At 73.2% G+C, this 21,837-nt stretch carries 19 protein-coding genes; 12 read left to right on the top strand and 7 right to left on the bottom strand.

The features are described 5' to 3' along the window. Positions 1–144 precede the first annotated feature (144 nt). The gene (locus tag ACWGIS_RS29705) at positions 145–2,619 is read left to right on the top strand and encodes an alpha-L-arabinofuranosidase C-terminal domain-containing protein (protein ID WP_453365548.1); all 2,475 of its coding nucleotides are present in this window, start codon (positions 145–147) and stop codon (positions 2,617–2,619) included. A gap of 120 nt (positions 2,620–2,739) precedes the next feature. On the opposite strand, the gene ACWGIS_RS29700 is transcribed toward ACWGIS_RS29705, so the two are convergent. Further along, positions 2,740–3,504: an SDR family oxidoreductase gene (locus tag ACWGIS_RS29700; RefSeq protein ID WP_453365547.1), complete on the bottom strand. Its 765-nt coding sequence runs from the start codon at positions 3,502–3,504 to the stop codon at positions 2,740–2,742. A gap of 176 nt (positions 3,505–3,680) precedes the next feature. Here ACWGIS_RS29700 and ACWGIS_RS29695 point away from each other — a divergent pair, with 176 nt between their 5' ends. Both ACWGIS_RS29695 and ACWGIS_RS29690 read left to right on the top strand, forming a co-directional pair. Then, complete coding sequence (locus ACWGIS_RS29695; RefSeq protein WP_453365582.1) at positions 3,681–4,493, top strand: sigma factor-like helix-turn-helix DNA-binding protein; 813 nt, start codon at positions 3,681–3,683, stop codon at positions 4,491–4,493. Positions 4,494–4,623: 130 nt separating this feature from the next. Then, entirely contained in the window at positions 4,624–5,361 is a 738-nt protein-coding gene (locus ACWGIS_RS29690; protein WP_453365581.1) for a hypothetical protein, read from the top strand. A 310-nt stretch (positions 5,362–5,671) separates the two neighbouring features. Here the strand turns inward: ACWGIS_RS29690 and ACWGIS_RS29685 are convergent, their stop codons facing one another. After that, positions 5,672–7,081 (bottom strand): hypothetical protein, encoded by a 1,410-nt coding sequence (locus ACWGIS_RS29685; RefSeq protein ID WP_453365546.1) that lies wholly within the window; start codon positions 7,079–7,081, stop codon positions 5,672–5,674. Between the two features lie 240 nt (positions 7,082–7,321). Between ACWGIS_RS29685 and argC the strand changes: the two genes are divergently transcribed. Genes argC through ACWGIS_RS29660 form a run of 5 tightly spaced genes read left to right on the top strand, consistent with a single transcriptional unit; the run spans position 7,322 to position 12,149 of the window. Further along, positions 7,322–8,350: an N-acetyl-gamma-glutamyl-phosphate reductase gene (argC, locus tag ACWGIS_RS29680; protein WP_453365545.1), complete on the top strand. Its 1,029-nt coding sequence runs from the start codon at positions 7,322–7,324 to the stop codon at positions 8,348–8,350. Beyond that, positions 8,347–9,498 carry a bifunctional glutamate N-acetyltransferase/amino-acid acetyltransferase ArgJ gene (gene argJ / locus ACWGIS_RS29675; protein WP_453365544.1) on the top strand — a complete coding sequence of 384 codons (1,152 nt, stop codon included), beginning with the start codon at positions 8,347–8,349 and terminating at the stop codon, positions 9,496–9,498. The genes argC and argJ overlap by 4 nt, the downstream gene beginning before the upstream one ends. Further along, positions 9,495–10,403: an acetylglutamate kinase gene (argB, locus tag ACWGIS_RS29670; RefSeq protein ID WP_453365543.1), complete on the top strand. Its 909-nt coding sequence runs from the start codon at positions 9,495–9,497 to the stop codon at positions 10,401–10,403. Before argJ ends, argB begins: the two co-directional genes overlap by 4 nt. Next, on the top strand, positions 10,400–11,599 hold the full coding sequence (locus tag ACWGIS_RS29665) for an acetylornithine transaminase (protein ID WP_453365542.1): 1,200 nt from the start codon (positions 10,400–10,402) through the stop codon (positions 11,597–11,599). Before argB ends, ACWGIS_RS29665 begins: the two co-directional genes overlap by 4 nt. 7 nt (positions 11,600–11,606) lie before the next feature. Further along, positions 11,607–12,149, top strand: coding sequence for an arginine repressor (locus ACWGIS_RS29660; protein ID WP_389391073.1), 543 nt, complete (start codon positions 11,607–11,609; stop codon positions 12,147–12,149). Between the two features lie 137 nt (positions 12,150–12,286). On the opposite strand, the gene ACWGIS_RS29655 is transcribed toward ACWGIS_RS29660, so the two are convergent. From ACWGIS_RS29655 to ACWGIS_RS29635, 5 genes are all read right to left on the bottom strand, one after another. Further along, complete coding sequence (locus tag ACWGIS_RS29655; protein ID WP_453365541.1) at positions 12,287–13,087, bottom strand: FAD:protein FMN transferase; 801 nt, start codon at positions 13,085–13,087, stop codon at positions 12,287–12,289. Then, a complete protein-coding gene (locus ACWGIS_RS29650) occupies positions 13,080–13,850 on the bottom strand; it encodes an FMN-binding protein (RefSeq protein WP_453365540.1) in 771 nt (256 codons plus the stop codon). The genes ACWGIS_RS29655 and ACWGIS_RS29650 overlap by 8 nt, the downstream gene beginning before the upstream one ends. 19 nt (positions 13,851–13,869) lie before the next feature. Next, positions 13,870–15,207 carry a ferredoxin reductase family protein gene (locus ACWGIS_RS29645; protein ID WP_453365580.1) on the bottom strand — a complete coding sequence of 446 codons (1,338 nt, stop codon included), beginning with the start codon at positions 15,205–15,207 and terminating at the stop codon, positions 13,870–13,872. Positions 15,208–15,433: 226 nt separating this feature from the next. Continuing rightward, positions 15,434–16,123, bottom strand: coding sequence for a L,D-transpeptidase family protein (locus ACWGIS_RS29640; RefSeq protein ID WP_453365539.1), 690 nt, complete (start codon positions 16,121–16,123; stop codon positions 15,434–15,436). A 3-nt stretch (positions 16,124–16,126) separates the two neighbouring features. Continuing rightward, the gene (locus ACWGIS_RS29635; protein ID WP_453365538.1) at positions 16,127–16,714 is read right to left on the bottom strand and encodes a pyridoxamine 5'-phosphate oxidase family protein; all 588 of its coding nucleotides are present in this window, start codon (positions 16,712–16,714) and stop codon (positions 16,127–16,129) included. A gap of 408 nt (positions 16,715–17,122) precedes the next feature. Here ACWGIS_RS29635 and argH point away from each other — a divergent pair, with 408 nt between their 5' ends. The 4 genes from argH to ACWGIS_RS29615 all read left to right on the top strand — a co-directional run bounded on the left by argH (position 17,123) and on the right by ACWGIS_RS29615 (position 21,754). Next, positions 17,123–18,550 (top strand): argininosuccinate lyase, encoded by a 1,428-nt coding sequence (gene argH / locus ACWGIS_RS29630; RefSeq protein WP_453365537.1) that lies wholly within the window; start codon positions 17,123–17,125, stop codon positions 18,548–18,550. 77 nt (positions 18,551–18,627) lie between these two features. After that, the gene (locus ACWGIS_RS29625; protein WP_453365536.1) at positions 18,628–19,599 is read left to right on the top strand and encodes an aldo/keto reductase; all 972 of its coding nucleotides are present in this window, start codon (positions 18,628–18,630) and stop codon (positions 19,597–19,599) included. 89 nt (positions 19,600–19,688) lie between these two features. Beyond that, positions 19,689–20,240: a TetR/AcrR family transcriptional regulator gene (locus ACWGIS_RS29620; protein ID WP_453365535.1), complete on the top strand. Its 552-nt coding sequence runs from the start codon at positions 19,689–19,691 to the stop codon at positions 20,238–20,240. Beyond that, on the top strand, positions 20,237–21,754 hold the full coding sequence (locus tag ACWGIS_RS29615) for an MFS transporter (protein ID WP_453365534.1): 1,518 nt from the start codon (positions 20,237–20,239) through the stop codon (positions 21,752–21,754). The genes ACWGIS_RS29620 and ACWGIS_RS29615 overlap by 4 nt, the downstream gene beginning before the upstream one ends. The last annotated feature ends 83 nt before the right edge of the window (positions 21,755–21,837 follow it).

The raw sequence follows: 21,837 nt of genomic DNA, 5'->3' as shown, positions 1-21,837 counted from the left end.
CGACGTGCCCCATTGACGCGCTCACGCCCCCTCCCTATCTTGCCGTTCGACGTACAGATCAGCGTCCGACATGTCGAACAACTCGACCTCGCGTCACCTCACGTCGCTCCACCCCGCTCCACTCCATCGAGCCGCGGAGTATCCATGTCACCCACTCGCACGCGCTGGAGGACCGGCCTCACGGCCGCCGTGCTCCTGCTGGCCTCGGCCGCCTTACCGGGGCCCGCGAACGCCGCCGACGTCACCGACTACACGATCAGCGTCGACCCGCAGGGCGCCGGCGCCGGGATCGACGACACGATGTACGGCGTCTTCTTCGAGGACATCAACCGCGCCGCCGACGGCGGGCTGTACGCCGAGCTCGTCCAGAACCGGTCCTTCGAGTACGGTCCCGCGGACAACGCCGCCTATATGCCCCTCACCTCCTGGGACACCACGGGCACCGCGCGAGTGCTGGACGACGAGGGACGGCTCAACTCCCGCAACCGCGGCTACCTCTCCCTCGACGGCGGCGCGTCCGTCACCAACTCCGGTTACAACACCGGGATCAGGGTCGAGCGCGGCAAGGCGTACAGATTCTCGGTCCGGGCCCGCGCCGCCGCCGGGGCGACCCTCGCGGTGTCGCTGCACGACGCCGACGGCCCGCTCGCCCAGGTCCGCAGGGTCGCCGTGCGCGGCGGATGGGCCGAGTACCGCGCGGAGTTCACCGCGGACCGCACGAGCACGACGGGCCGCCTCACCGTCGCCGCCGGCCGTCCGGCGGCGCTCGACATGGTCTCGCTGATGCCGCGCGACACGTACAAGGGCCACGGTCTGCGCAAGGACCTCGCCGAGAAGATCGCCGCCCTCCACCCGGGCTTCGTACGCTTCCCGGGCGGCTGCCTCGTCAACACCGGCAGCATGAAGGGGTACGACGAGAGCTCCGGCTACGAACGCCGGCGGTCCTACCAGTGGAAGGACACCGTCGGCCCGGTCGAGCAGCGTCCCACGAACTCCAACTTCTGGGGCTACAACCAGAGTTACGGGCTCGGCTACTACGAGTACTTCCAGTTCTCGGAGGACGTCGGGGCGATGCCGCTGCCCGTCGTGCCCGCACTGGTCACCGGCTGCGGGCAGAACCGGGCCACGGACGACGACGCCCTCCTCCGCCGGCACATCCAGGACACGCTCGACCTCATCGAGTTCGCCAACGGCCCGGTCACCAGCACGTGGGGTGCCCGGCGGGCGGCGATGGGCCACCCCCGGCCCTTCCACCTCACCCACCTGGAGGTCGGCAACGAGGAGAACCTGCCCGCCGAGTTCCTCGCCCGCTTCGAGAAGTTCCGCGCGGCCGTCGCGGCCGCCCACCCGGACATCACCGTCATCTCCAACTCCGGTCCCGACGACAGCGGCCCGGTCTTCGACACCGCCTGGAAGCTCAACCGCGACGCGGACGTCGACATGGTCGACGAGCACTACTACAACAGCCCGCGGTGGTTCCTCCAGAACAACGACCGCTACGACACCTACGACCGCGGTGGCCCGAAGGTCTTCCTCGGCGAGTACGCCTCCGGCGGCAACACGTTCGGCAACGCCCTCGCCGAAGCCGCGTACATGACGGGCCTGGAACGCAACGCGGACGTCGTGAAACTGGCCTCGTACGCCCCGCTCCTCGCCAACGAGGACTACGTGCAGTGGCGGCCCGACATGATCTGGTTCAACAACCACGCCTCCTGGGGTTCGGCCGACTACGAGGTGCAGAAGCTCTTCATGCGCAACGTCGGCGACCGCGTCGTCCCCTCCACCGCGACCGGCACACCGGACGTGAGCGGCCCGATCCGGGGCGCCGTCGGCCTGTCCACCTGGGCGACCACGGCCGCCTACGACGACGTCCGGGTCACCGGCGCGGACGGCACCACCCTGCTCGACGAGGACTTCGGCGGCGGGGCGGACCGGTGGACCCACACGGGCGCCGGCAGCTGGAGCGTCCAGGACGGGCAGTACGTGCAGACCGACGAGGCCGCCACCGACACCATGGTCTCGGCGGGCGACCCGGGATGGCACGACTACGACCTGCACGTGAAGGCCACCAAGCGGTCGGGCAAGGAGGGCTTCCTCGTCGCCTTCGGCGTCAAGGACACCGGGAATCACTACTGGTGGAACCTCGGCGGCTGGAACAACACCACCTCGGCCGTGGAGCAGGCCGTGGACGGCGGAAAGTCGACGCTCGTCTCCAAGGCGGGCACGATCGAGACGGGCCGCGCCTACGACATCGACATCCGGGTACGGGGCCGCCAGGTCACCCTCTACCTCGACGGCGAGCGGTGGGGCGCCTTCACCGACGACAGGCCGGCCGAGCCGTTCCGCCAGGTCGTCACCCGGGACGCGAAGAACGGCGACCTGATCGTGAAGGTGGTCAACGCGCAGTCGGCGGACGCCCGTACGGCCGTCGACCTGGGCGGGGCGCGGGTCGCCGCGAAGGCCGCGGTGACCACGCTCGCGGCGGCCCCGGAAGCGGTGAACACCGAGACGCGGACGCCCGTGGCGCCGGTCGAGTCCACCTTCACGGGGGTCGCGGACAGGTTCACGTACACCTTCCCGGCGAACTCCGTCACGTTCCTGAGGATCAGGACGCGGTAGCGGCGGACGGGGGCCCGGCGTCGGGCGGCGGCGGGCCGGGAGTGGCGTGCGTCCGCGTCCCTCGGCCCCCGGTCCCCGGCCGTCGGCCCCCGGCCTCGGCCCCTGACGTCGCTGTGGGGGTCAGGCCATCCGCTCGGCGAGGAAGGACTCCCAGGTCAGCTCGCCCACGTCGTTGCCCCGCAGCGCGAGGTTCTCGCCGGCTCGGTACGCCCGGCCCGCCTTTCCGGGCATCCGCACCGGCATCAGCGGACGGCGCTTGCCGCGCGCCCCGAGATAGCCGCGCAGCAGGTCGCCGAGCGGGTACACCTTCGGCCCGGCCAGGTCGGGGACCAGCCCGGCCGGCCGGCCGAGCGCCAGCTCCACCAGCCGGGCCGCCACCTCGCGGGAGTCCACGGGCTGCAACCGCAGCCCGCCGGGCACGGGCACGACCGGCATGCGCGCCATCTTCTCCGCCATCGTGAGGACGATGTCGTGGAACTGGGCCGCGCGCAGCATCGTCCACGGCACGCCCGAGTCGACGATCGCCGCCTCGGCGGCCCGCTGGGTCCTGAACCAGCCCAGGGGCACGGTGTCCGCCCCGATGACCGAGATGTACACGAGATGCCTCACCCCGGCGCCGCGCGCGGCCCGCACCAGGTTCCGCGCCAGCCTGTCGTCGCCCTTCTCGCCGCCCGCCAGGTGCAGCACCGTCTCCACCCCGGCCAGCGCCGCGTCGAGACCCTCGCCGTCGAGCAGGTCGACGGCGGCGTACTCGACGCCGTCCGCGGACGCGCCGCCGCTGCGGTTCAGCACCCGCACCTCGCGGCCGGCCGCCCTCAGCAGCGGGACGACGTGGCGCCCCAGGTTGCCCGTACCGCCGGTGACCAGAATCGGGGAGGTCGTCATGGCAACTCCTGAACTGTTCGGTCCGGGAGCCGTTCTCCCGGTACTTTCGGCTGCGCTGTGCGGATCTACCTCCCTGACACCCGGCGACGAAGGAATGTGACACGGTGGACGGACTCGACTCGCTGACGGAGCACTTCGAGGAGCGGCGGTCCCATCTGCGGTCCGTGGCGTACCGGATGCTCGGCTCGCTCAGCGAGGCCGACGACGCCCTCCAGGAGGCGTGGCTGCGGGCCGGCCGCGCCGATGTCGCCGGCGTCGAGAACTTCGGCGGGTGGCTCACCACGGTGGTGGCCCGGGTCTGCCTGAACATGCTGCGGTCGCGTGAGCACCGCCGCGAGGACCCCCTCGACGCGCAGGTGGCGCACCCGGCCGTGCAGCCGGAGTCGGGGGGCGACCCCGTGCGGGAGGCGGAACTCGCCGACTCGGTCGGGCTCGCGATGCTGGTGGTGCTCGACACGCTGGCGCCCGCCGAGCGTCTCGCCTTCGTGCTGCACGACCTGTTCTCCGTGCCCTTCGACGAGATCGCCGCGATGATCGAGCGCTCCCCGGCAGCGACGCGGCAGCTCGCCAGCCGCGCGCGCCGCCGGGTCAGGGGCCCCGGCACGGTCCCCGCCGCCGACCTCGCCCGTCAGCGCGAGGTGGTCGGGGCGTTCCTCGCCGCCACCCGCGGCGGCGACTTCGAGGCGCTGGTCGCCCTGCTTCACCCCGACGTGGTGCTGCGGGCCGACAAGGCCGTCGTCCCGAGCCCGGAGCCGGTCGTCGTCAGCGGCGCGCACGTCGTGGCCGAGGGCGCGATGGCCGCCATGGAGCGCGCCCTGGCCACCGAGCCGGCCCTGGTCGGCGGGCGCGTCGGCCTCGTGATGGCGCCGCTCGGACGGCTCCGCCTGGTCCTCGCCTTCACGGTCACGGACGCCGGGATCACCGAGATCGACGTGATCGCGGAACCGGACCGCCTCCGCGAGGTCGACCTGGCCGTCCTGGCCGCCTGACCCGACGGGACCGGTCCTTCGTCGAAGAGGGCCGGTCCGGCGGGCCGTTGGGCCGGTCCCGGACGCCGAAGGTCCCCGAAAACCGATGGACGGGCCCGGCCGGGTCGGGCCAGGATCCGCACTCGTGACGATGCCGAAACCGCTGCCCGCCGAGTCCGCCGCCCGCAACAACGCCGAGTGGTGCGCAGCCATGAGCCGGGCGCACGGCCTGGCGGGCGAGTTCACCGCACAGGCGTGGGTCTCGCCCGCCCGTACGCCCCCGTACTACCCGGACGCCGTGACACTCGTGCCGGGTGCCGACCAGGAGGCGCTCACGGCCCGCATCGACACCACGGCGCCCGGCGCCTCGGTCAAGGACTCCTTCGCCGACCTCGACCTCACGGCCGCGGGATTCCGGATGCTGTTCGAGGCGCAGTGGATCCACCGCCCGGCGACGGCACCGGCCGTGCCCGTCGCGGGCCCCGCGTGGGACGTGGTGCGCGACCCGGCAGCCCTGCGCGCCTGGGCGCTGGCCTGGGACGACGGGGACGGGCACGCGGACCTGTTCCGTCCCGGTCTGCTCGACGACCCGGCCACCCACGTGCTCGCCGGGTTCTCACCGGACGGCCGGGTGACCGCCGGCGCGGTCGCCAGCCGCGGTGACCAGGTGGTCGGCGTCTCCAACGTCTTCGCCGAGAAGGGCGGACCGGACACGGCCTGGCCGTTCGTCCTGGAGGCCCTGCACCGGCTGTTCCCGGGCGTGCCGGTCGTCGGCTACGAGCACGGCGCCGACCTCACGACCGCCCTCCGCCACGGTTTCGAGCCCGTCGGCCCTCTCCGCGTCTGGATGCACGCAGGGCTAGGCGCGGACACCCCGATGCCCGCCTGACGGCCGCGGGCGGGCCGGGAGCCAAGCGGGGCCGGCCCGCGCACGAAGGGCCGGGACTCAAGAAGGCTTCGGCCCCGGCGGGAACGTCGGCGGGCGGTGACTCAAGGAGGGCCGGTCCGCGCACAAGGGGTTGGGACTCAAGGGGCCCGGCACCGTCGGCGGGAGGGAACCCGTGCCGGCGTCCCGCACCGCTGCCCCACGAGAGCGGTGGCGAGGTGGTGTCGGCGGGCGCGGCCATGCCTGCGTCCCGCACCGCTGCCCCACGGGAGCGCCGGAGCCCGTGCACCGCCCACCGTCCTCAACCGCCGCCCTAGGCCCCCCACTTGCCGCGCAGATCGACCTCGCTCATCACGTGCCGGCTCCTGCCGAGCAGTTCGCTCACCTCCGGATCGCGGAACCGCACGTGCGCCGGAGGCCGCCAGCCCTGTACGGACCGCCCGGCCCGGATGCGTACCTTCTCGTCCGGATCCTCCAGCAGACCGACCGCCGCCCGGAGCGCCACCAGGCCGCCGAGCGCGTCGAGCAGCCGCAGGGCGCCGAGGCGGACGTGCCGGGGCCACGTGGGACCGGTGCGTGCGAGCAGCCAGTCGGCGGGCAGTTCCCCCACGTGCGGCAGCAGGGCGACGGCCGCCTCGCGGACGACACCGGCGGCCGGGTCGCCGAGGAGCGGGCGCAACCGGTCCGTGTCCGCACGGTCCAGCGCCCGCAGTCCCGCCACCGCCCGCGCCCGCACCCCGTCCGCCGGGTGCGCAAGGAGCGGCCACAGCAGCCCGGCGTCAGCGCTCTCCCCGCACTCGGCGAGGCCGATGACCGCACCGGGCCGCGGACCGAGACCCTCCGGCGCCGCGCACCGCTCCCGGTACCAGGCGGCCGGGTCGCCTCCGTGCTGCCGTACGACGTAGCGGGCGCACGCCCGCACGAGCGCCGACCGGTCGCCCAGGAACGGTTCCGCCCGCGCCGGACGCCCCGCCCGCCGCAGCGCGGTGACCCCGGCCGAGCGGGTACGCGGGTTGCGCGCGCCCAGCAGGAGCGGCAGCACCTCCTCGTACGCGTCCTCGTCCCCCACGGTGGTGAGCGCCGCCGAGGCGCACAGGTCCTGGACCACGGTGTCCTCGTCCAGAGCCGCCGCGCGGGCCAGCTCGGCGGGGCCCAGCAGCCCGCCCTCGACGGCCAGCCGGTACGCGAACCTGCGGACCGGCCGGTCGCGGGCGGCGAGGAGGGTCCCGAGCCGTTCCCGGGGTGCCCGGCGCAGGACCCGGCCGAGCAGGTCGACGCCGAAGGCGCCCCTGTCGCGGCGGCCGACGCGGAGGACGAGCGGTGCGACGGCGAGGGCCGTGTCCACGTCCAGCGTCTCGCGCAGCAGCTGCCGGGCGGACTCGCGGACAGGGGCCGCCCAGTCGGCGCAGCGGACCACGAGCAGGGGCAGCAGCCCCGGGTACCGGGCCGCCCGGCGCACCGCCTCGTGACGGACCCGCCCGTCGTAGTGGCAGAGGTAGAGGGCCAGCCGGGATTCGTCGAGCCCGGCCGGGTCGGTGAGCCGGGAGGGGCCGTGCCATCGCGGCAGGTACGGCAGCAGCCGACCGGGCGCCGCGCGCACGTCCGCGTCCAGCGCGAGCCAGGCGCCGGGGTCCGCGACGGAGAGCGCCTCCCCGAGCGGCTCTCCCCGCGACAGCCGCCGCTCCGCCGCCGCTCCGTCGTCGGTCAAGTCGGGTTCCCGCATTTCCGCCCCCTCGGCAGCCGTACCGGGTGATCGTAGGGTGCCGGGATCACGCAGGGCGCGTGAGATTCGGCGCGTGATCGCCGACGGCCTCCGCCGGGGCACCCCGTCCGCAGGGGAGCCGCCGACGGAACCGGCGGGCGGTTCCCGCGCCCCGGTGCGTCTCGCGGCCGTCGTGCACTCGATCGGATTGCATAAACGTGCAGCGAAACGTATAGTCATGCCATCCAGGAGGAGGGTTTCATGGCGGTACGTGCGGCAGTGGCGGGAGCGAGCGGGTACGCGGGCGGGGAACTGCTGCGTCTGCTCCTGGTCCACCCCGGGATCGAGATCGGCGCTCTGACCGGCAACTCCAACGCGGGCCAGCGCCTGGGCGCACTGCAGCCGCATCTGCTGCCCCTCGCCGACCGCGTCCTCCAGGAGACCACCCCCGAGGTCCTCGCCGGCCACGACGTCGTGTTCCTCGCGCTGCCGCACGGGCAGTCCGCGGCCGTCGCCGAGCGGCTCGGCCCGGACGTCCTCGTCGTGGACATGGGCGCCGACTTCCGGCTCCAGGACGCCGCGGACTGGGAGCGTTTCTACGGCTCCGCCCACGCCGGGACCTGGCCCTACGGCCTCCCCGAACTGCCGGGTGCCCGCGCCGCGCTGGAGGGGTCCAAGCGCATCGCGGTGCCCGGCTGCTACCCGACGGCCGTCTCGCTGGCGCTCTTCCCCGCGTACGTGGCCGGGCTCGCCGAGACCGAGGCCGTGATCGTCGCCGCCTCGGGCACCTCCGGCGCGGGCAAGGCACCCAAGGCGCACCTGCTGGGCAGCGAGGTCATGGGCTCCATGTCGCCGTACGGCGTCGGCGGCGGCCACCGGCACACCCCCGAGATGATCCAGAACCTGAGCGCCGCCGCGGGCGCGCCCGTCTCGGTCTCCTTCACGCCGACCCTCGCGCCGATGCCGCGCGGCATCCTCGCCACGTGCAGCGCCAAGGCCCTGCCCGGCGTCACCGCCGAGTCCGTACGGGCCGCGTACGAGAAGGCGTTCGCGGACGAGCCGTTCGTGCACCTGCTGCCCGAGGGGCAGTGGCCCGCCACGGCGTCCGTCCACGGTTCCAACGCCGTTCAGATCCAGGTCGCGTTCGACGCCGCCGCGCACCGGATCATCGTGATCAGCGCCATCGACAACCTGACCAAGGGCACCGCGGGCGGTGCCGTCCAGAGCATGAACCTCGCCCTCGGGCTTCCCGAGGACACGGGTCTTTCCACGATCGGAGTCGCACCGTGAGCGTCACGGCAGCACAAGGGTTCACGGCGTCGGGCATCGCCGCCGGGATCAAGGAGAACGGCAACCCCGACCTGGCCCTCGTGGTCAACAACGGGCCCCGCCTCGCCGCCGCGGGCGTCTTCACCTCCAACCGCGTGAAGGCCGCGCCGGTCCTGTGGTCCGAGCAGGTCCTCAAGGGCGGAACCGTCTCCGCGGTCGTCCTCAACTCCGGTGGCGCCAACGCCTGTACGGGACCCCAGGGCTTCCAGGACACGCACGCCACCGCCGAGAAGGCCGCCGAGACCCTCGACCTGAACGCGGGCGAGGTCGCCGTGGCCTCGACCGGCCTGATCGGCGTGCTGCTGCCGATGGACAAGCTCCTCCCCGGAGTCGAGCTGGCCGCGGCCCAGCTCTCCGAGCACGGCGGCGAGAAGGCCGCCATCGCCATCAAGACGACCGACACCGTCCACAAGACCTCGGTCCGCCAGGGCGACGGCTGGACCGTCGGCGGCATGGCCAAGGGCGCCGGCATGCTCGCCCCCGGCCTCGCCACCATGCTCGTCGTCCTGACGACGGACGCCGACGTGGACACCGCGACCCTGGACCGGGCGCTCCGCGACGCCACCCGGGTCACCTTCGACCGGGTCGACTCCGACGGCTGCATGTCCACCAACGACACCGTCCTGCTGCTGGCCTCCGGTGCCTCTGAACTGACCCCGGGCTACGAGGAGTTCGCGGAGGCCGTACGAGCGGTCTGCGACGACCTCGGCCAGCAGCTGATCCGGGACGCCGAGGGCGCCAGCAAGGACATCAAGGTGGAGGTCGTCGGCGCGGCGAGCGAGGAGGACGCCGTCGAGGTGGGCCGCTCCATCGCGCGCAACAACCTCCTCAAGTGCGCCATCCACGGCGAGGACCCCAACTGGGGCCGCGTCCTGTCCGCCATCGGCACCACCCGGGCCGCCTTCGAACCGGACCGCCTGAACGTCGCCATCAACGGCGTGTGGGTCTGCAAGAACGGCGGCGTGGGCGAGGACCGCGAACTGGTCGACATGCGCTATCGCGAGGTGCACGTCGTCGCCGACCTCGCCGCGGGCGACGAGACCGCCACCATCTGGACCAACGACCTCACCGCCGACTACGTCCACGAGAACAGCGCGTACTCCTCATGAGCACCACGCGGAAGCACACCGCCCTGCCCAAGGCGCAGATCCTCATCGAGGCGCTGCCCTGGCTGACCCGGCACCACGGCCGCACCGTCGTCATCAAGTTCGGCGGCAACGCGATGATCGACGACGAGCTGAAGGCCGCCTTCGCCCAGGACGTGGTGTTCCTGCGGCACGCCGGCCTCAAGCCCGTCGTCGTGCACGGCGGCGGACCGCAGATCAGCGCCGCCCTCGACCGGCACGGCATCGTCAGCGAGTTCAAGGCGGGCCTGCGCGTCACCACCGAGGACGCCATGGACGTCGTCCGCATGGTGCTGGCCGGGCAGGTGCAGCGCGAACTGGTCGGACTGCTCAACCAGCACGGGCCGTTCGCCGTCGGGATGACCGGCGAGGACGCGCACACCATCACCGCCACCAGGCACCGGCCGCGCATCGACGGCGAGTCCGTCGACATCGGCCGGGTCGGCGAGATCACCGAGATCGACACGGGCGCGATCGAGGCACTGCTCGCCGACGGCCGGATCCCGGTCGTCTCCTCGATCGCCCGCTCCCAGGACGACGGACATGTCTACAACGTCAATGCTGATACGGCGGCTGCGGCACTCGCTGCGGCTCTTGGTGCCGAGACCCTGATGGTCCTGACCGACGTCGAGGGCCTCTACGAGGACTGGCCGAACTCGGACGAGGTGATCAGCCGGCTCACCGCGAGCCAGCTGGAGAAACTCCTCCCGGAGCTGGCCAGCGGCATGGTGCCGAAGATGGAGGGCTGCCTGCACGCCGTGCGCAACGGCGTCAACACCGCCCGCGTCATCGACGGCCGGGTCCAGCACTCGATCCTGCTGGAGATCTTCACCGATGAGGGGATCGGCACGATGGTCGTGCCGGACGAGGAAGAGGGGGACGCCGCATGACCGCCAACGAGGACCTGACCCAGCGCTGGCAGGGCGCGCTCATGGACAACTACGGCACCCCGCGCCTGCCCCTCGTCCGCGGCGCCGGCACCAAGCTGTGGGACGCCGACGGCAACCAGTACCTCGACTTCGTCGGCGGGATCGCGGTCAACGCGCTCGGGCACGCCCACCCCGCGGTCGTCGAGGCCGTGAGCACCCAGATCGCCGCCCTCGGCCACGTCTCCAACCTCTTCGTCGCCGAGCCGCCCGTCGCCCTCGCCGAACGGCTGCTCCAGCTCTTCGGGCGGGAGGGCCGCGTCTACTTCTGCAACTCGGGCGCCGAGGCCAACGAGGGCGCCTTCAAGATCGGCCGGCTGACCGGGCGTCCCCACATGGTCGCGACGGACGGCGGCTTCCACGGCCGCACCATGGGCGCGCTCGCCCTCACCGGCCAGCCCGGCAAGCGGGAACCGTTCCTGCCGCTGCCCGGCGACGTCACGCACGTGCCGTACGGGGACGCGCAGGCCCTGGCCGAGGCGGTCACCGAGGACACCGCGCTCGTGATCATCGAGCCGATCCAGGGCGAGAACGGCGTCGTCGTGCCGCCCCCCGGCTACCTGAAGGCCGCCCGCGCCATCACCGCCGCCACCGGCAGCCTGCTCGTCCTGGACGAGGTGCAGACCGGGATCGGCCGCACCGGGTCCTGGTTCGCCTACCAGGCCCACGAGGGCGTCCTGCCGGACGTCGTGACCCTCGCCAAGGGCCTCGGCGGCGGCCTGCCGCTCGGCGCGACCGTCGCCTTCGGCCGCGCGGCCGAGCTGCTGAAGCCGGGCCAGCACGGCACGACCTTCGGCGGCAACCCCGTCGTCTGCGCCGCGGGCCTCGCCGTGCTCGACACGATCGAGTCCGAGGGGCTGCTGGACAACGTCAAGCGGGCGGGCGAGAGGCTCCGCGACGGAATCGAGTCCCTCGGGCACCCGCTGATCGACCACGTCAGGGGCGCAGGGCTGCTGCTGGGTATCGTGCTCACCGAGCCGCTCGCCCCCCGGGCGCAGCAGGCGGCTCAGGACGCCGGCCTCCTGGTGAACGCGCCCGCCCCCGATGTCGTACGGCTGATGCCGCCGCTGAACCTCGGCGAGGACGACGTGGACGCGTTCCTCCGGGCCCTGCCCGGTGTCCTCGACGCCCTCGACGGGGACGGACGATCCGGAGAATGAGACGACGATGAGTCAGGCGCAGGAGCACGAGCACGAGCACGCGGGGCCTGCCGTGCCGCAGACCCGCACCGCACGCCACCGCCGGATCGTGGACATCCTCAACCGGCAACCGGTGCGCTCCCAGAGCCAGTTGGCGAAGCTTCTCGCGGACGACGGGCTCACCGTCACCCAGGCGACGCTCTCCCGGGACCTGGACGAGCTGAACGCGGTCAAGATCCGCAACAACGACGGCGACCTGATCTACGCGGTGCCGAGCGAGGGCGGATTCCGCACGCCGCGGGCGCCGCTGGGCGAGTCGGCCAAGGAGGAGCGGATGCGGCGGCTCTCCGCCGAGCTGCTGATCTCCGCGGAGGCGTCCGCGAACCTCGTGGTCCTGCGGACGCCGCCCGGTGCCGCGCAGTTCCTTGCCTCGGCCATCGACCAGGCCGAACTGCACGACATCCTCGGCACCATCGCGGGTGACGACACCCTGATGCTCATCAGCCGGGAGCCGAGCGGCGGCCAGGCGCTCGCGGACCACCTGCTGCGCCTGGCCCAGAACGGTCACTGACCCGACGCGCGCACCGGGGCCTCGCGGCGCGACCGGGAAGGGGTGCGAGGAGATCGTGCCCGGGCGGGCGCAGGGGTACGGGGGCCGACCGCCGGACCGGAACGGCAGGCGGCGGGGCCGGAGTCACGGGGCCGGGGTCACCCCAGGCGCCCGGCCAGCCCGCTGGTGCACCGCACCTCGTCGCCCGCCGTGACGAGCAGCGCCTCCACGTCCGGCAAGGACTCCAGCCAGCTCAGGCCCTCCCGCGACCCCATCGCGAACGCCGCCGTCGCCCAGCAGTCGGCCCAGGTCAGGCGGGGCGCCACGACCGTGACGGCGACCAGGTCGGTGACCGCGGACCGTCCGGTGCGGGGATCGACGATGTGGTCGCCGCGCTCGGCGGTGCCGGAGGTGGCGACGGCCAGTTCGTCCGCGGCGGCGGCGGAGATGACGGCCGCCAGCCCGCCCGGCCGCAGCGGGTCCGACACCCCGACCCGCCAGGACCGGTCCGGCCCGGGCGCGCCGAGCAGCTGCACGTCCCCGCCGCCGTTGACGCTCACCCCGCTCGCCCCGGCCTCCGCGAGACACCGGGCGGCCCGCTCGGCGGCCCAGCCCTTGACGATCCCGGTGGGGTCGAGCCGGCCCTCGTACCGGAGGCTGAACCAGCCGTGGCTCGTGCGCTCGGCCTCGGCGCCCAGCTCCAGCACCTCGGTGACCACCGGATCGCACCGCGCCGGCGTCAGCTCCCCGCGGGCCAGCTGCAAGACCTGGCTGTCCTCGCGGTACGTGCTGAACAGCTCGTCCACCCGGTGCAGCCCGGCCACGGCCTCGCGCAGCGCGGCCTCCACGGCGGCGGGCTCCCCACCGCGGACGTCGAAGGAGAAGACGGTCCCCATGACCTCCTCCGCGTGCCGCACCACGCCGGGGGTCCGCGCCGGCTCGGCCACCGTGTCAGCCACCGGCCTTGTCCAGGGCGGACTGGAGTGACTGCTTGTATCCGGTGCTGGTGTAGGTGGCGCCGGTGACGGTGTCGATGTCGGCGGTGCCGGTGGTGACGGTTTCCCGGTTGAGGCGGGGTACGGCGTCGCCGGTGATCTGGGTGCTGCGTCCGCCGCTGGGTGCCTGGACGGCCTCGGCCTTGGTGATCTTTCCGTCGGCGAGGGTGAGGCGTACCTGGACGGGCCCGTACTGGGTGGTGGCGGCGTCGCCGGTGACGGTGCGGGCCTGGGCGGCGGGCGCCTTCGACGCGGGCGCCCCGCCCCCGGTGGACCCCGCCTTGTCCAGGGCGGACTGGAGTGACTGCTTGTATCCGGTGCTGGTGTAGGTGGCGCCGGTGACGGTGTCGATGTCGGCGGTGCCGGTGGTGACGGTTTCCCGGTTGAGGCGGGGTACGGCGTCGCCGGTGATCTGGGTGCTGCGTCCGCCGCTGGGTGCCTGGACGGCCTCGGCCTTGGTGATCTTTCCGTCGGCGAGGGTGAGGCGTACCTGGACGGGCCCGTACTGGGTGGTGGCGGCGTCGCCGGTGACGGTGCGGGCCTGCGACGACTGCTGCTCGCCGCCGCCCTGGGGCGACTCCCGCCCCGCCACCGACTGCTGGGGCGCCCCGCCCGCCGACGCGGCGGCCGGATCGGACGCGGGCTTGAGCGACAGCAGCAGGACGATCCCGGACACGGTGGCGGCGGTGGCGAGCACGACGCGCCGAATGGGGTGGCTCTTCTTCATCGCTCCTGACTCCCGTCGCTCACATCTCGAACGACTCGTGATGGATGCGGCGGGCGGGAACCCCCGCGCCGCGCAGTGCTTCGTACACCTGCTGCGCGAAGCCGGGCGGGCCGCACAGGAAGACGTCGTGGCGCTCGATGTCCGGCAGCTTGCGCTTCAGGGTCTCCGCGGAGATGTCAGGGCGCTCCCCGTCGGGACTGTTCACCGCGTACATGAGCCGCGCCCCGCGCTCCTCGGCGATCGCCGCGAGTTCGTCCCAGAGGGCCAGGTCCTGCGTGCTGTTGGCCCGGTACAGGAGCGTCAGGTCGCCGGACGCGCCGGGCAGCGTCTCGAACAGCGCCCGCATTGGGGTGATGCCCACGCCACCCGCGACCAGCAGCACCTTGCCGCGGCTGCGCCGGGCCGCCGTCAGCGCCCCGTACGGCCCCTCGGCCCAGACGCGGGTGCCGGGCTCCAGGTCGCGCAGTGCGGCGCTGTGGTCGCCGATCGCCTTCACGGTGATCCGCAGCATGTCCGGGCGCGGCGCCGCCGACAGGGAGTAGGGGTGGGAGCTGAGCCGCATGCCGGGCGCGAGGAAGCGCCAGCGGAAGAACTGCCCCGCCTCGGCGCCCATGCGGTGCAGCCTGCGGCCCCGGATCAGCACCGACACGATGCCGGGCGTCTCCTCGATGACCGCCTCGACGCGCATCCGGTGCCGCAGGTTCAGCCGGACCGGCACGAAGACGCGGTACCAGAGGACGAGCGCGGTCACCGACCCGTACAGCCCGTACCAGACGGTCCGCGCGGTCGGCTCGACGGCGAACTCGTTGCCGGTGGACAGCTGGTGCCAGAACGTCAGGAACACGGCGGCGTACGTGAGCAGGTGCACGTGGTACCAGAGGTCGTACGGGATCCTGCGCCGGACCGGACCGATCGAGATGACCCCGATGAACAGCAGCAGGCCCGTGCCGATCGCCGCCTTGCCCATGTCCGGAAGCTGCTCGACGGAGTCGACGGTCTGCTGGACGACCCCGGTGAAGGTGCGGCCGGCCTGCAGCGCGTACCCGTACATGATCAGGACCAGGTGGGCGACGACCAGGCAGAGCGTGTAGCGGCCGCTCATCGCGTGCCACCGGGCGACCCGGTCCGAGCCGACGCGGCGCTCCAGCGCGGGCACCCGGGCCATCTGCAGCACCACGAGCGCCATCAGGTACCCGGCGAGCAGCCCGGTGATCCGGCCGGCGTTGAGCACCTTGCCGCTGCCGTCCGCGATGGACGGGGTGTTGCTCCACCACAGCCAGATCACCCCGGCCGCACCGGCCCAGACGGCGATCAGCAACGGGACGGCGGGCGAGCGTCGAGGGCGGATACGGCGCATGGTCTGGCGCCGCGCGGCGCGGCCACCGGCGATCGTGGACACGGTTCCTCCGTGTTCCTCCGTGGGGACGGGGCGAGGGGAATGGCCCCCTGGCCCAGAGATACGGCCCGTGACGGCGGTCCGTTCAGAGGTCCGCGGAGAACTGCCGCGCCGGTGAGCCCTGCCGGTACGAGGACCGGCGCCCGGCACGCGCGGAGTACCGCCGGGGGCGATCCCGGCGGCGTGGCTAGTAGCGCGTGATCGCGGTCGCCCCCCGCGCCGTCCCGATCGCGATGTGCGGCGCCCGCCCCGGGTCCGCCCACCGCAGGATCCGCCGCATCGCCGGCGCCGGCACGGACACGCAGCCCGCGGTCGGCCCGCGCCCGTCGACATGGAGGAAGATGCCGGCGCCCCGGCCCCGCACCGGCCGCTCGTAGTTGAACCCGATGACGAAGGCGTACGCGTACTGGTCCCGGTAGGAGATCAGGTGCTCGGACTCCGCGGCCCGGCAGTCGGACGGGCGGGGCTCGGTCCAGCGGTTGTAGGCGCGGGAGTCGTTGTCCTGGCACCACCAGGAGTCGCGGTGCACCCGGCGGTAGGGAGTGGCCGTCCCGCCGGGCGCGGCCTTGATCCCGAACGCGTACGGCAGGTCGTACAGGCCGGTGGGGGTGGTGTTCGTGCCCTGGCGCCGCGAGGAGCCCTCGGTCAGCCCGGCGGCGCCGAAGCGGGCCGGCGCGGAACCGGCCTCGACCCAGTGCCCGCGGCGCCGCTCCCACCAGGTGACGGTGCCGGTCGTGGCGGACGCGCGGGAGGCCCGGGCGGTGATGAGCTGGCTGCCGCCGCCGGTGTCCGCCATCCGCTCCGGGAGCGCGGGCGGGCCGCTCGGGGCCAGGGCGAACAGGGACGCGGACGCGAGTGCGGCGGCAGCGAGGCGCATGGCTCAGACGGTACTGGGGGGCAGGGGCAACGGCAGCCCCGGTAGGCCGTCCAGGCTCGTCGCCACGTGGTCCTTCTTGTGGAAGTAGGCGTCCAGTGAGGCGTCGTCCTCGCGGGCGAAGCGCTTGGCGTGCAGGTCACGGTCCTCGTCGTACGACATGAACGGGACGGCGTACCCGCAGGTGTCGCGGATCAGGTCGGCGGTGACCACGATGACCGCGCGGAGGCCGTGCTGCGTCGCGTCGATGTGCGGGAAGTGCGCCAGCAGTTCCCGGAAGCGCGGGTCGTCGCGGAAGACGGGTTCTCCCCGGCCGTGCACGCGCACGATGTTCGGCGGGCCCTGGAAGGCGCACCACATGAGGGTGATGCGCCCGTTCTCCCGCAGATGCGCGATGGTCTCGGCGTTGCTCCCGGCGAAGTCCAGGTAGGCGACGGTCAGTTCGTCGATCACCGCGAAGGAGCCGGTGAGTCCCTTGGGCGAGAGGTTGACGGTGCCGTCCCCGGAGAGGGGCGCGGTGGCGGTGAAGAAGATCGGCTGCGCCTCGATGAACGTGCGCAGTCTGCCGTCGATGCGTGCGTAAGTCTTTCCCATGTCTAACGATTATCGGGCACGATTCTTCGCCTGTCTAAGGAATTGCGGGTTACATTTCCCGCCGCCCGGTCGTTCGCCACGGGACGGCAGTCCCTCGCGCGGTGCTCGACTCGTCCGGTACGGGGCGACGATCCCGCGCGGCGCTCGATTGACGAATCATGCAGAGTTCTGCATACTCATGCATGGCAGGGTTCGCGGGACGAAGGGGACACCGTGACGGAGCGCGCCGCGGTCACCCGCCGGGCGGTCCGGCCACCACCGTCGCCGCCGGCCGGCGCACCGGGGGACACCTGTCGTCCGAACTCGCCGCCACGCGGGACCCCGTCCGACCGACAGCGTGAAGTCCGCCTCCCCGCCCGCACGCGCGGGGAGGCGACGGCACACCCACAGCCTTGAGGAGCACAGCAAGTGAGCAGCAACAGCGGTGACGTACGGCTCTGGGGCGGTCGTTTCGCCGACGGTCCCGCCGAGGCCCTGGCGAAGCTGTCCGCGTCCGTCCACTTCGACTGGCGGCTGGCGCCCTACGACATCGCCGGTTCGCGTGCCCACGCGCGCGTGCTGCACAAGGCGGGCCTGCTCACGGCCGACGAGCTCAGCCGCATGCTGGACGGACTCGACCGGCTCGAACAGGACGTGGCCTCCGGCGAGTTCGTCGGAACCATCGCCGACGAGGACGTCCACACGGCTCTCGAACGCGGCCTCCTGGAGCGTCTCGGCCCGGACCTCGGCGGCAAGCTGCGTGCCGGCCGGTCCCGGAACGACCAGGTGGCGACCCTCTTCCGGATGTACCTGCGCGACCACGCGCGGATCATCGGCGGCCTGATCGCCGACCTCCAGGACGCCCTGGTCGGCCTCGCGGAGGCCCACCCGGACGTGGCGATGCCCGGCCGCACCCACCTCCAGCACGCCCAGCCGGTCCTGTTCGCCCACCACGTGCTCGCCCACGCGCAGTCGCTGTCCCGGGACGCGGAGCGGCTGCGCCAGTGGGACGAGCGGACCGCCGTGTCGCCGTACGGTTCGGGCGCGCTCGCGGGTTCCTCCCTCGGTCTGGACCCGGAGGCGGTCGCCGCGGACCTCGGCTTCGACCACGGCAGCTCCGGCAACAGCATCGACGGCACCGCCTCCCGCGACTTCGTCGCCGAGTTCGCGTTCATCACCGCGATGATCGGCGTCAACCTCTCCCGCATCGCGGAGGAGATCATCATCTGGAACACGAAGGAGTTCTCCTTCGTCACCCTCCACGACGCCTTCTCCACCGGCTCGTCGATCATGCCGCAGAAGAAGAACCCGGACATCGCGGAGCTGGCGCGCGGCAAGTCCGGCCGCCTCATCGGCAACCTGACGGGCCTGATGGCCACGCTCAAGGCCCTGCCGCTGGCGTACAACCGCGACCTCCAGGAGGACAAGGAGCCGGTCTTCGACTCCTGCGACCAGCTGGAGGTCCTGCTGCCCGCGTTCACCGGCATGATGGCCACGCTGACCGTCAACCGCGAGCGCATGGAGGAGCTGGCCCCGGCCGGCTTCTCGCTGGCCACCGACATCGCCGAGTGGCTGGTGCGGCAGGGCGTGCCGTTCCGGGTCGCGCACGAGGTCGCCGGTGAGTGCGTCAAGGTCGCCGAGGCCGACGGCGTCGAGCTCGACGGGCTGACCGACGAGCAGTTCGCGAAGATCTCCCCGCACCTGACGCCGGAGGTGCGCGGCGTCCTGAACGTGCCCGGGGCGCTGGCCTCCCGCAACGGCCGCGGCGGCACGGCGCCGAGCGCGGTCGCCGTGCAGCTCGCCGAGGTCAAGGCGGACCTGGCGGCGCAGCACGCGTGGGCCACCGCGAAGAAGTAGCACCCCGCGTTCCGTGAGGGCGTCGCGGGTTACGTTGGTCGCAAGCCGTCAAGGAGCCGACCCCCACGGAGCCCGCGATGCCCTTCGCCCGACTCGCCTCGGCGACCACGCCCACCGCCCACCTCGGCCTGGGCCTCGCAGCCGTCGGCCGCCCCGGCTACATCACCCTCGGCCGGGAGCACGACCTGCCGGCGGAGCGCAGCGTCGACGCCCTGCGCGAGCGCACCCACGAACTCCTGGACGCCGCCTACGCCCAGGGCGTGCGCTACTTCGACGCGGCCCGCTCCTACGGCCGTTCCGAGGAGTTCCTCGCCGACTGGCTGCGCGCCCGGCCCGAGGCCGACGATGTCGTCGTCGGCAGCAAATGGGGCTACACCTACACGGCCGACTGGCGCACCGACGCCGAGGCGCACGAGGTCAAGGACCACGGTCTCGCCACCTACGAGAGGCAGCGCGCCGAGACCGCCGCGCTGCTCGGCGACCGTCTCGACCTCTACCAGATCCACTCGGTGACCCCGGACAGCCCGGCCCTCACCGACAAGGAGCTGCACGCCCGGCTCGCCGAGGCCGCGGCCGGGGGACTGTCCATCGGGTTCTCGACCAGCGGGCCCGCCCAGGCCGACGCCATCCGCGCCGCGCTCGCCGTCACGGTGGACGGCGAGCCCCTCTTCCGCACCGTCCAGGCCACGTACAACGTGCTGGAGACCTCGGCCGGGCCCGCGCTCGCCGAGGCGCACGCCGCGGGGCTCGCCGTGATCGTCAAGGAGGGCATGGCGAACGGGCGCCTGGCCGCCCCGCACGCGCCGGACGCGGTCCAGGACATCGCGCGGGAGGCGGGGCTGACCGCCGACGCCGTCGCCCTCGCCGCCGTGCTGCACCGGCCGTGGGCCGACGTCGTCCTGTCGGGCGCGGCGACCACCGGCCAGCTCGCCTCCAACCTGCACGCGGCCGTCGTCACGCTCGACGAGGACCGGTCGGCCCGGCTCGACGCACTCGCCGAGGACCCGAACGCCTACTGGGAGCGCCGCGGGCAGCTGCCCTGGCACTGAGCACCGGAACGCATCGCCGCACCCCGCGACGGTGAGCTTCACGTGCCTCGCGTGAGACAAAACTGTCTCACCTGGGCTACTCTTGTCTCATGGCCGTCGATCGTGACCACGTACTGCGCAGCGCCGCAGCCCTGCTGACCCGCAAAGCCACCGCCACCATGGACGAGGTCGCCAAGGCCGCCGGGATCAGCCGGGCCACGCTGCACCGCCAGTTCGCCGGGCGCGACGCCCTGGTCCGCGCGCTGGAGGACCTGGGCATCCGGGAGTGCGAGGGGGCGCTCGACGCGGCCCGGCTGGACGAGGGCCCCGCGAGCGAGGCCGTACGCCGGCTGGTGCGGGAGATCGAGCCGGCGGCCGGCCTGCTGGCCTTCCTGGTCACCGAGAACCAGCTGTTCGAGGGCGACACCCAGCACGAGGGCTGGGCCCGGCTCGACGCCCGGATCGCCGCGCTGTTCCGGCGCGGCCAGGACAGCGGCGAGTTCCGCATCGACCTCACCCCCGCCTGGCTCACCGAGGCCCTCTACGGGTTGATCGGCTCCGGCGCCTGGGCCGTGATGGACGGCCGGGTGGCCGCCAACGACTTCCAATTCATGATCGTCGAGCTGCTGCTCGGCGGCGCACTACGGAGAGTGGAACCATGACCGGCACCAAGCAGCGGACCGTTGCGGCGGCGGAGGAGGTGGACCGGCGCCCCGGGCGCTGGCTCGCCCTCTCCGTCCTCGTCCTCGCCGTGCTGCTGGTGGCCGTCGACGCGACCGTCCTCGGCCTCGCCACGCCCTACATCAGCGAGGACCTGCAGCCCTCCGGCACCCAGCTGCTCTGGATCGGCGACGTCTACTCCTTCGTCATCGCCGGCCTGCTCGTCTCCATGGGCAGCCTCGGCGACCGCATCGGCAGGAAGCGGCTGCTGCTCGTCGGCGCCACGGCGTTCGGCGCGATCTCGGTGCTCAACGCCTACGCCACGACACCGGAGATGATGATCCTGGCGCGGGCGCTGCTCGGTGTCGCGGGCGCGACCCTGATGCCCGCCACGCTCGCCCTGATCCGCAACCTCTTCCACGACCCGCGCGAACGCAGCCTCGCCGTCGGCATCTGGGGCGCCACCGCCTCCGCCGGCACGGCGGTCGGCCCGGTGGTCGGCGGTTTCCTGCTCGAACACTTCTGGTGGGGCTCGGTCTTCCTCATCAACCTGCCCGTGATGGCGGTGCTCGTGCTCGTCGGCATCAAGCTGCTGCCCGAGTCGCGCAACCCGAACCCCGGCCCCTGGGACCTGATCAGCGTCGTCCTCTCCCTGGTCGGCATGATCGGCATCGTGTACGCGGTCAAGGAGGCCGCCACGCACGGGCTGACCTGGACGTCCGCCGGCGTGGGCCTGCTCGGCGCCGCCGCCCTCCTCGGGTTCGTGCGCCGTCAGCTCACGCTGCCCGCACCCCTGCTGGACATGCGGCTGTTCCGCCACCGCGGCTTCTCCGGGGCCGTGCTCGCCGACCTGCTGACCATCCTCGGCCTGTCCGGGCTGGTCTTCTTCCTCTCGCAGTACCTGCAACTCGTGCAGGGCAGGGCGCCGTTCGAGGCGGGGCTCGCCGAGATCCCGGCCGCGGTCGGCGCGGTCGCGGCGGGCCTGATCGCGGGCACGGTCGCCCGGCGCTTCTCGGTGCGCGCGGTCGTCTCCGGCGGTCTGGCCGCCGTGGGCCTGGCGCTCGCGGTGCTCACCCTGCTCGACGAGTCCACCGGCTATCCGCTGATCGGCGCCGCGCTCCTGGTCGTCGGCATCGGCGCGGGCTTCTCGTTCACCGTCACCGCCGACGTGATCCTCTCCAGCGTGCCCAAGGAGCAGGCGGGCGCGGCGTCCGCGGTCTCCGAGACGGCGTACGAACTCGGCGCGGCCCTCGGCATCGCGGTGCTCGGCTCGATCGTCACCGGCGTCTACCGGGACTTCGCCGGCCCCGCGGGCACTCCGGCCGCGGCGCGTGAATCCCTCGGCGGCGCCGTCGAGGCGGCGGCCGGACTGCCGGCCGACACCGCCGAGGCGATGCTGTCCTCGGCCCGGGGTGCCTTCGTCGAGGGACTGGCGCTCGCCTCGGGCGTGGGTGCCGCGGTGCTGCTCGCCACGGCCGTGGCGGCGTGGTTCCTGCTGCGCGGCCAGCGGCTGTAGCCCGCCGCCCGGCGGGGGAGCGGACGAAAAAGCGGGCCGCGGGTTCCGGACAGACGCGTCTGTCCGGAACCCGCGGCCCGCTT

It is taken from the genome of Streptomyces sp. NPDC054842 (genome assembly GCF_053611025.1).
The sequence above is the reverse complement of the archived record's forward strand: the minus strand, read 5'-3'. Positions and strand labels throughout refer to the sequence as shown.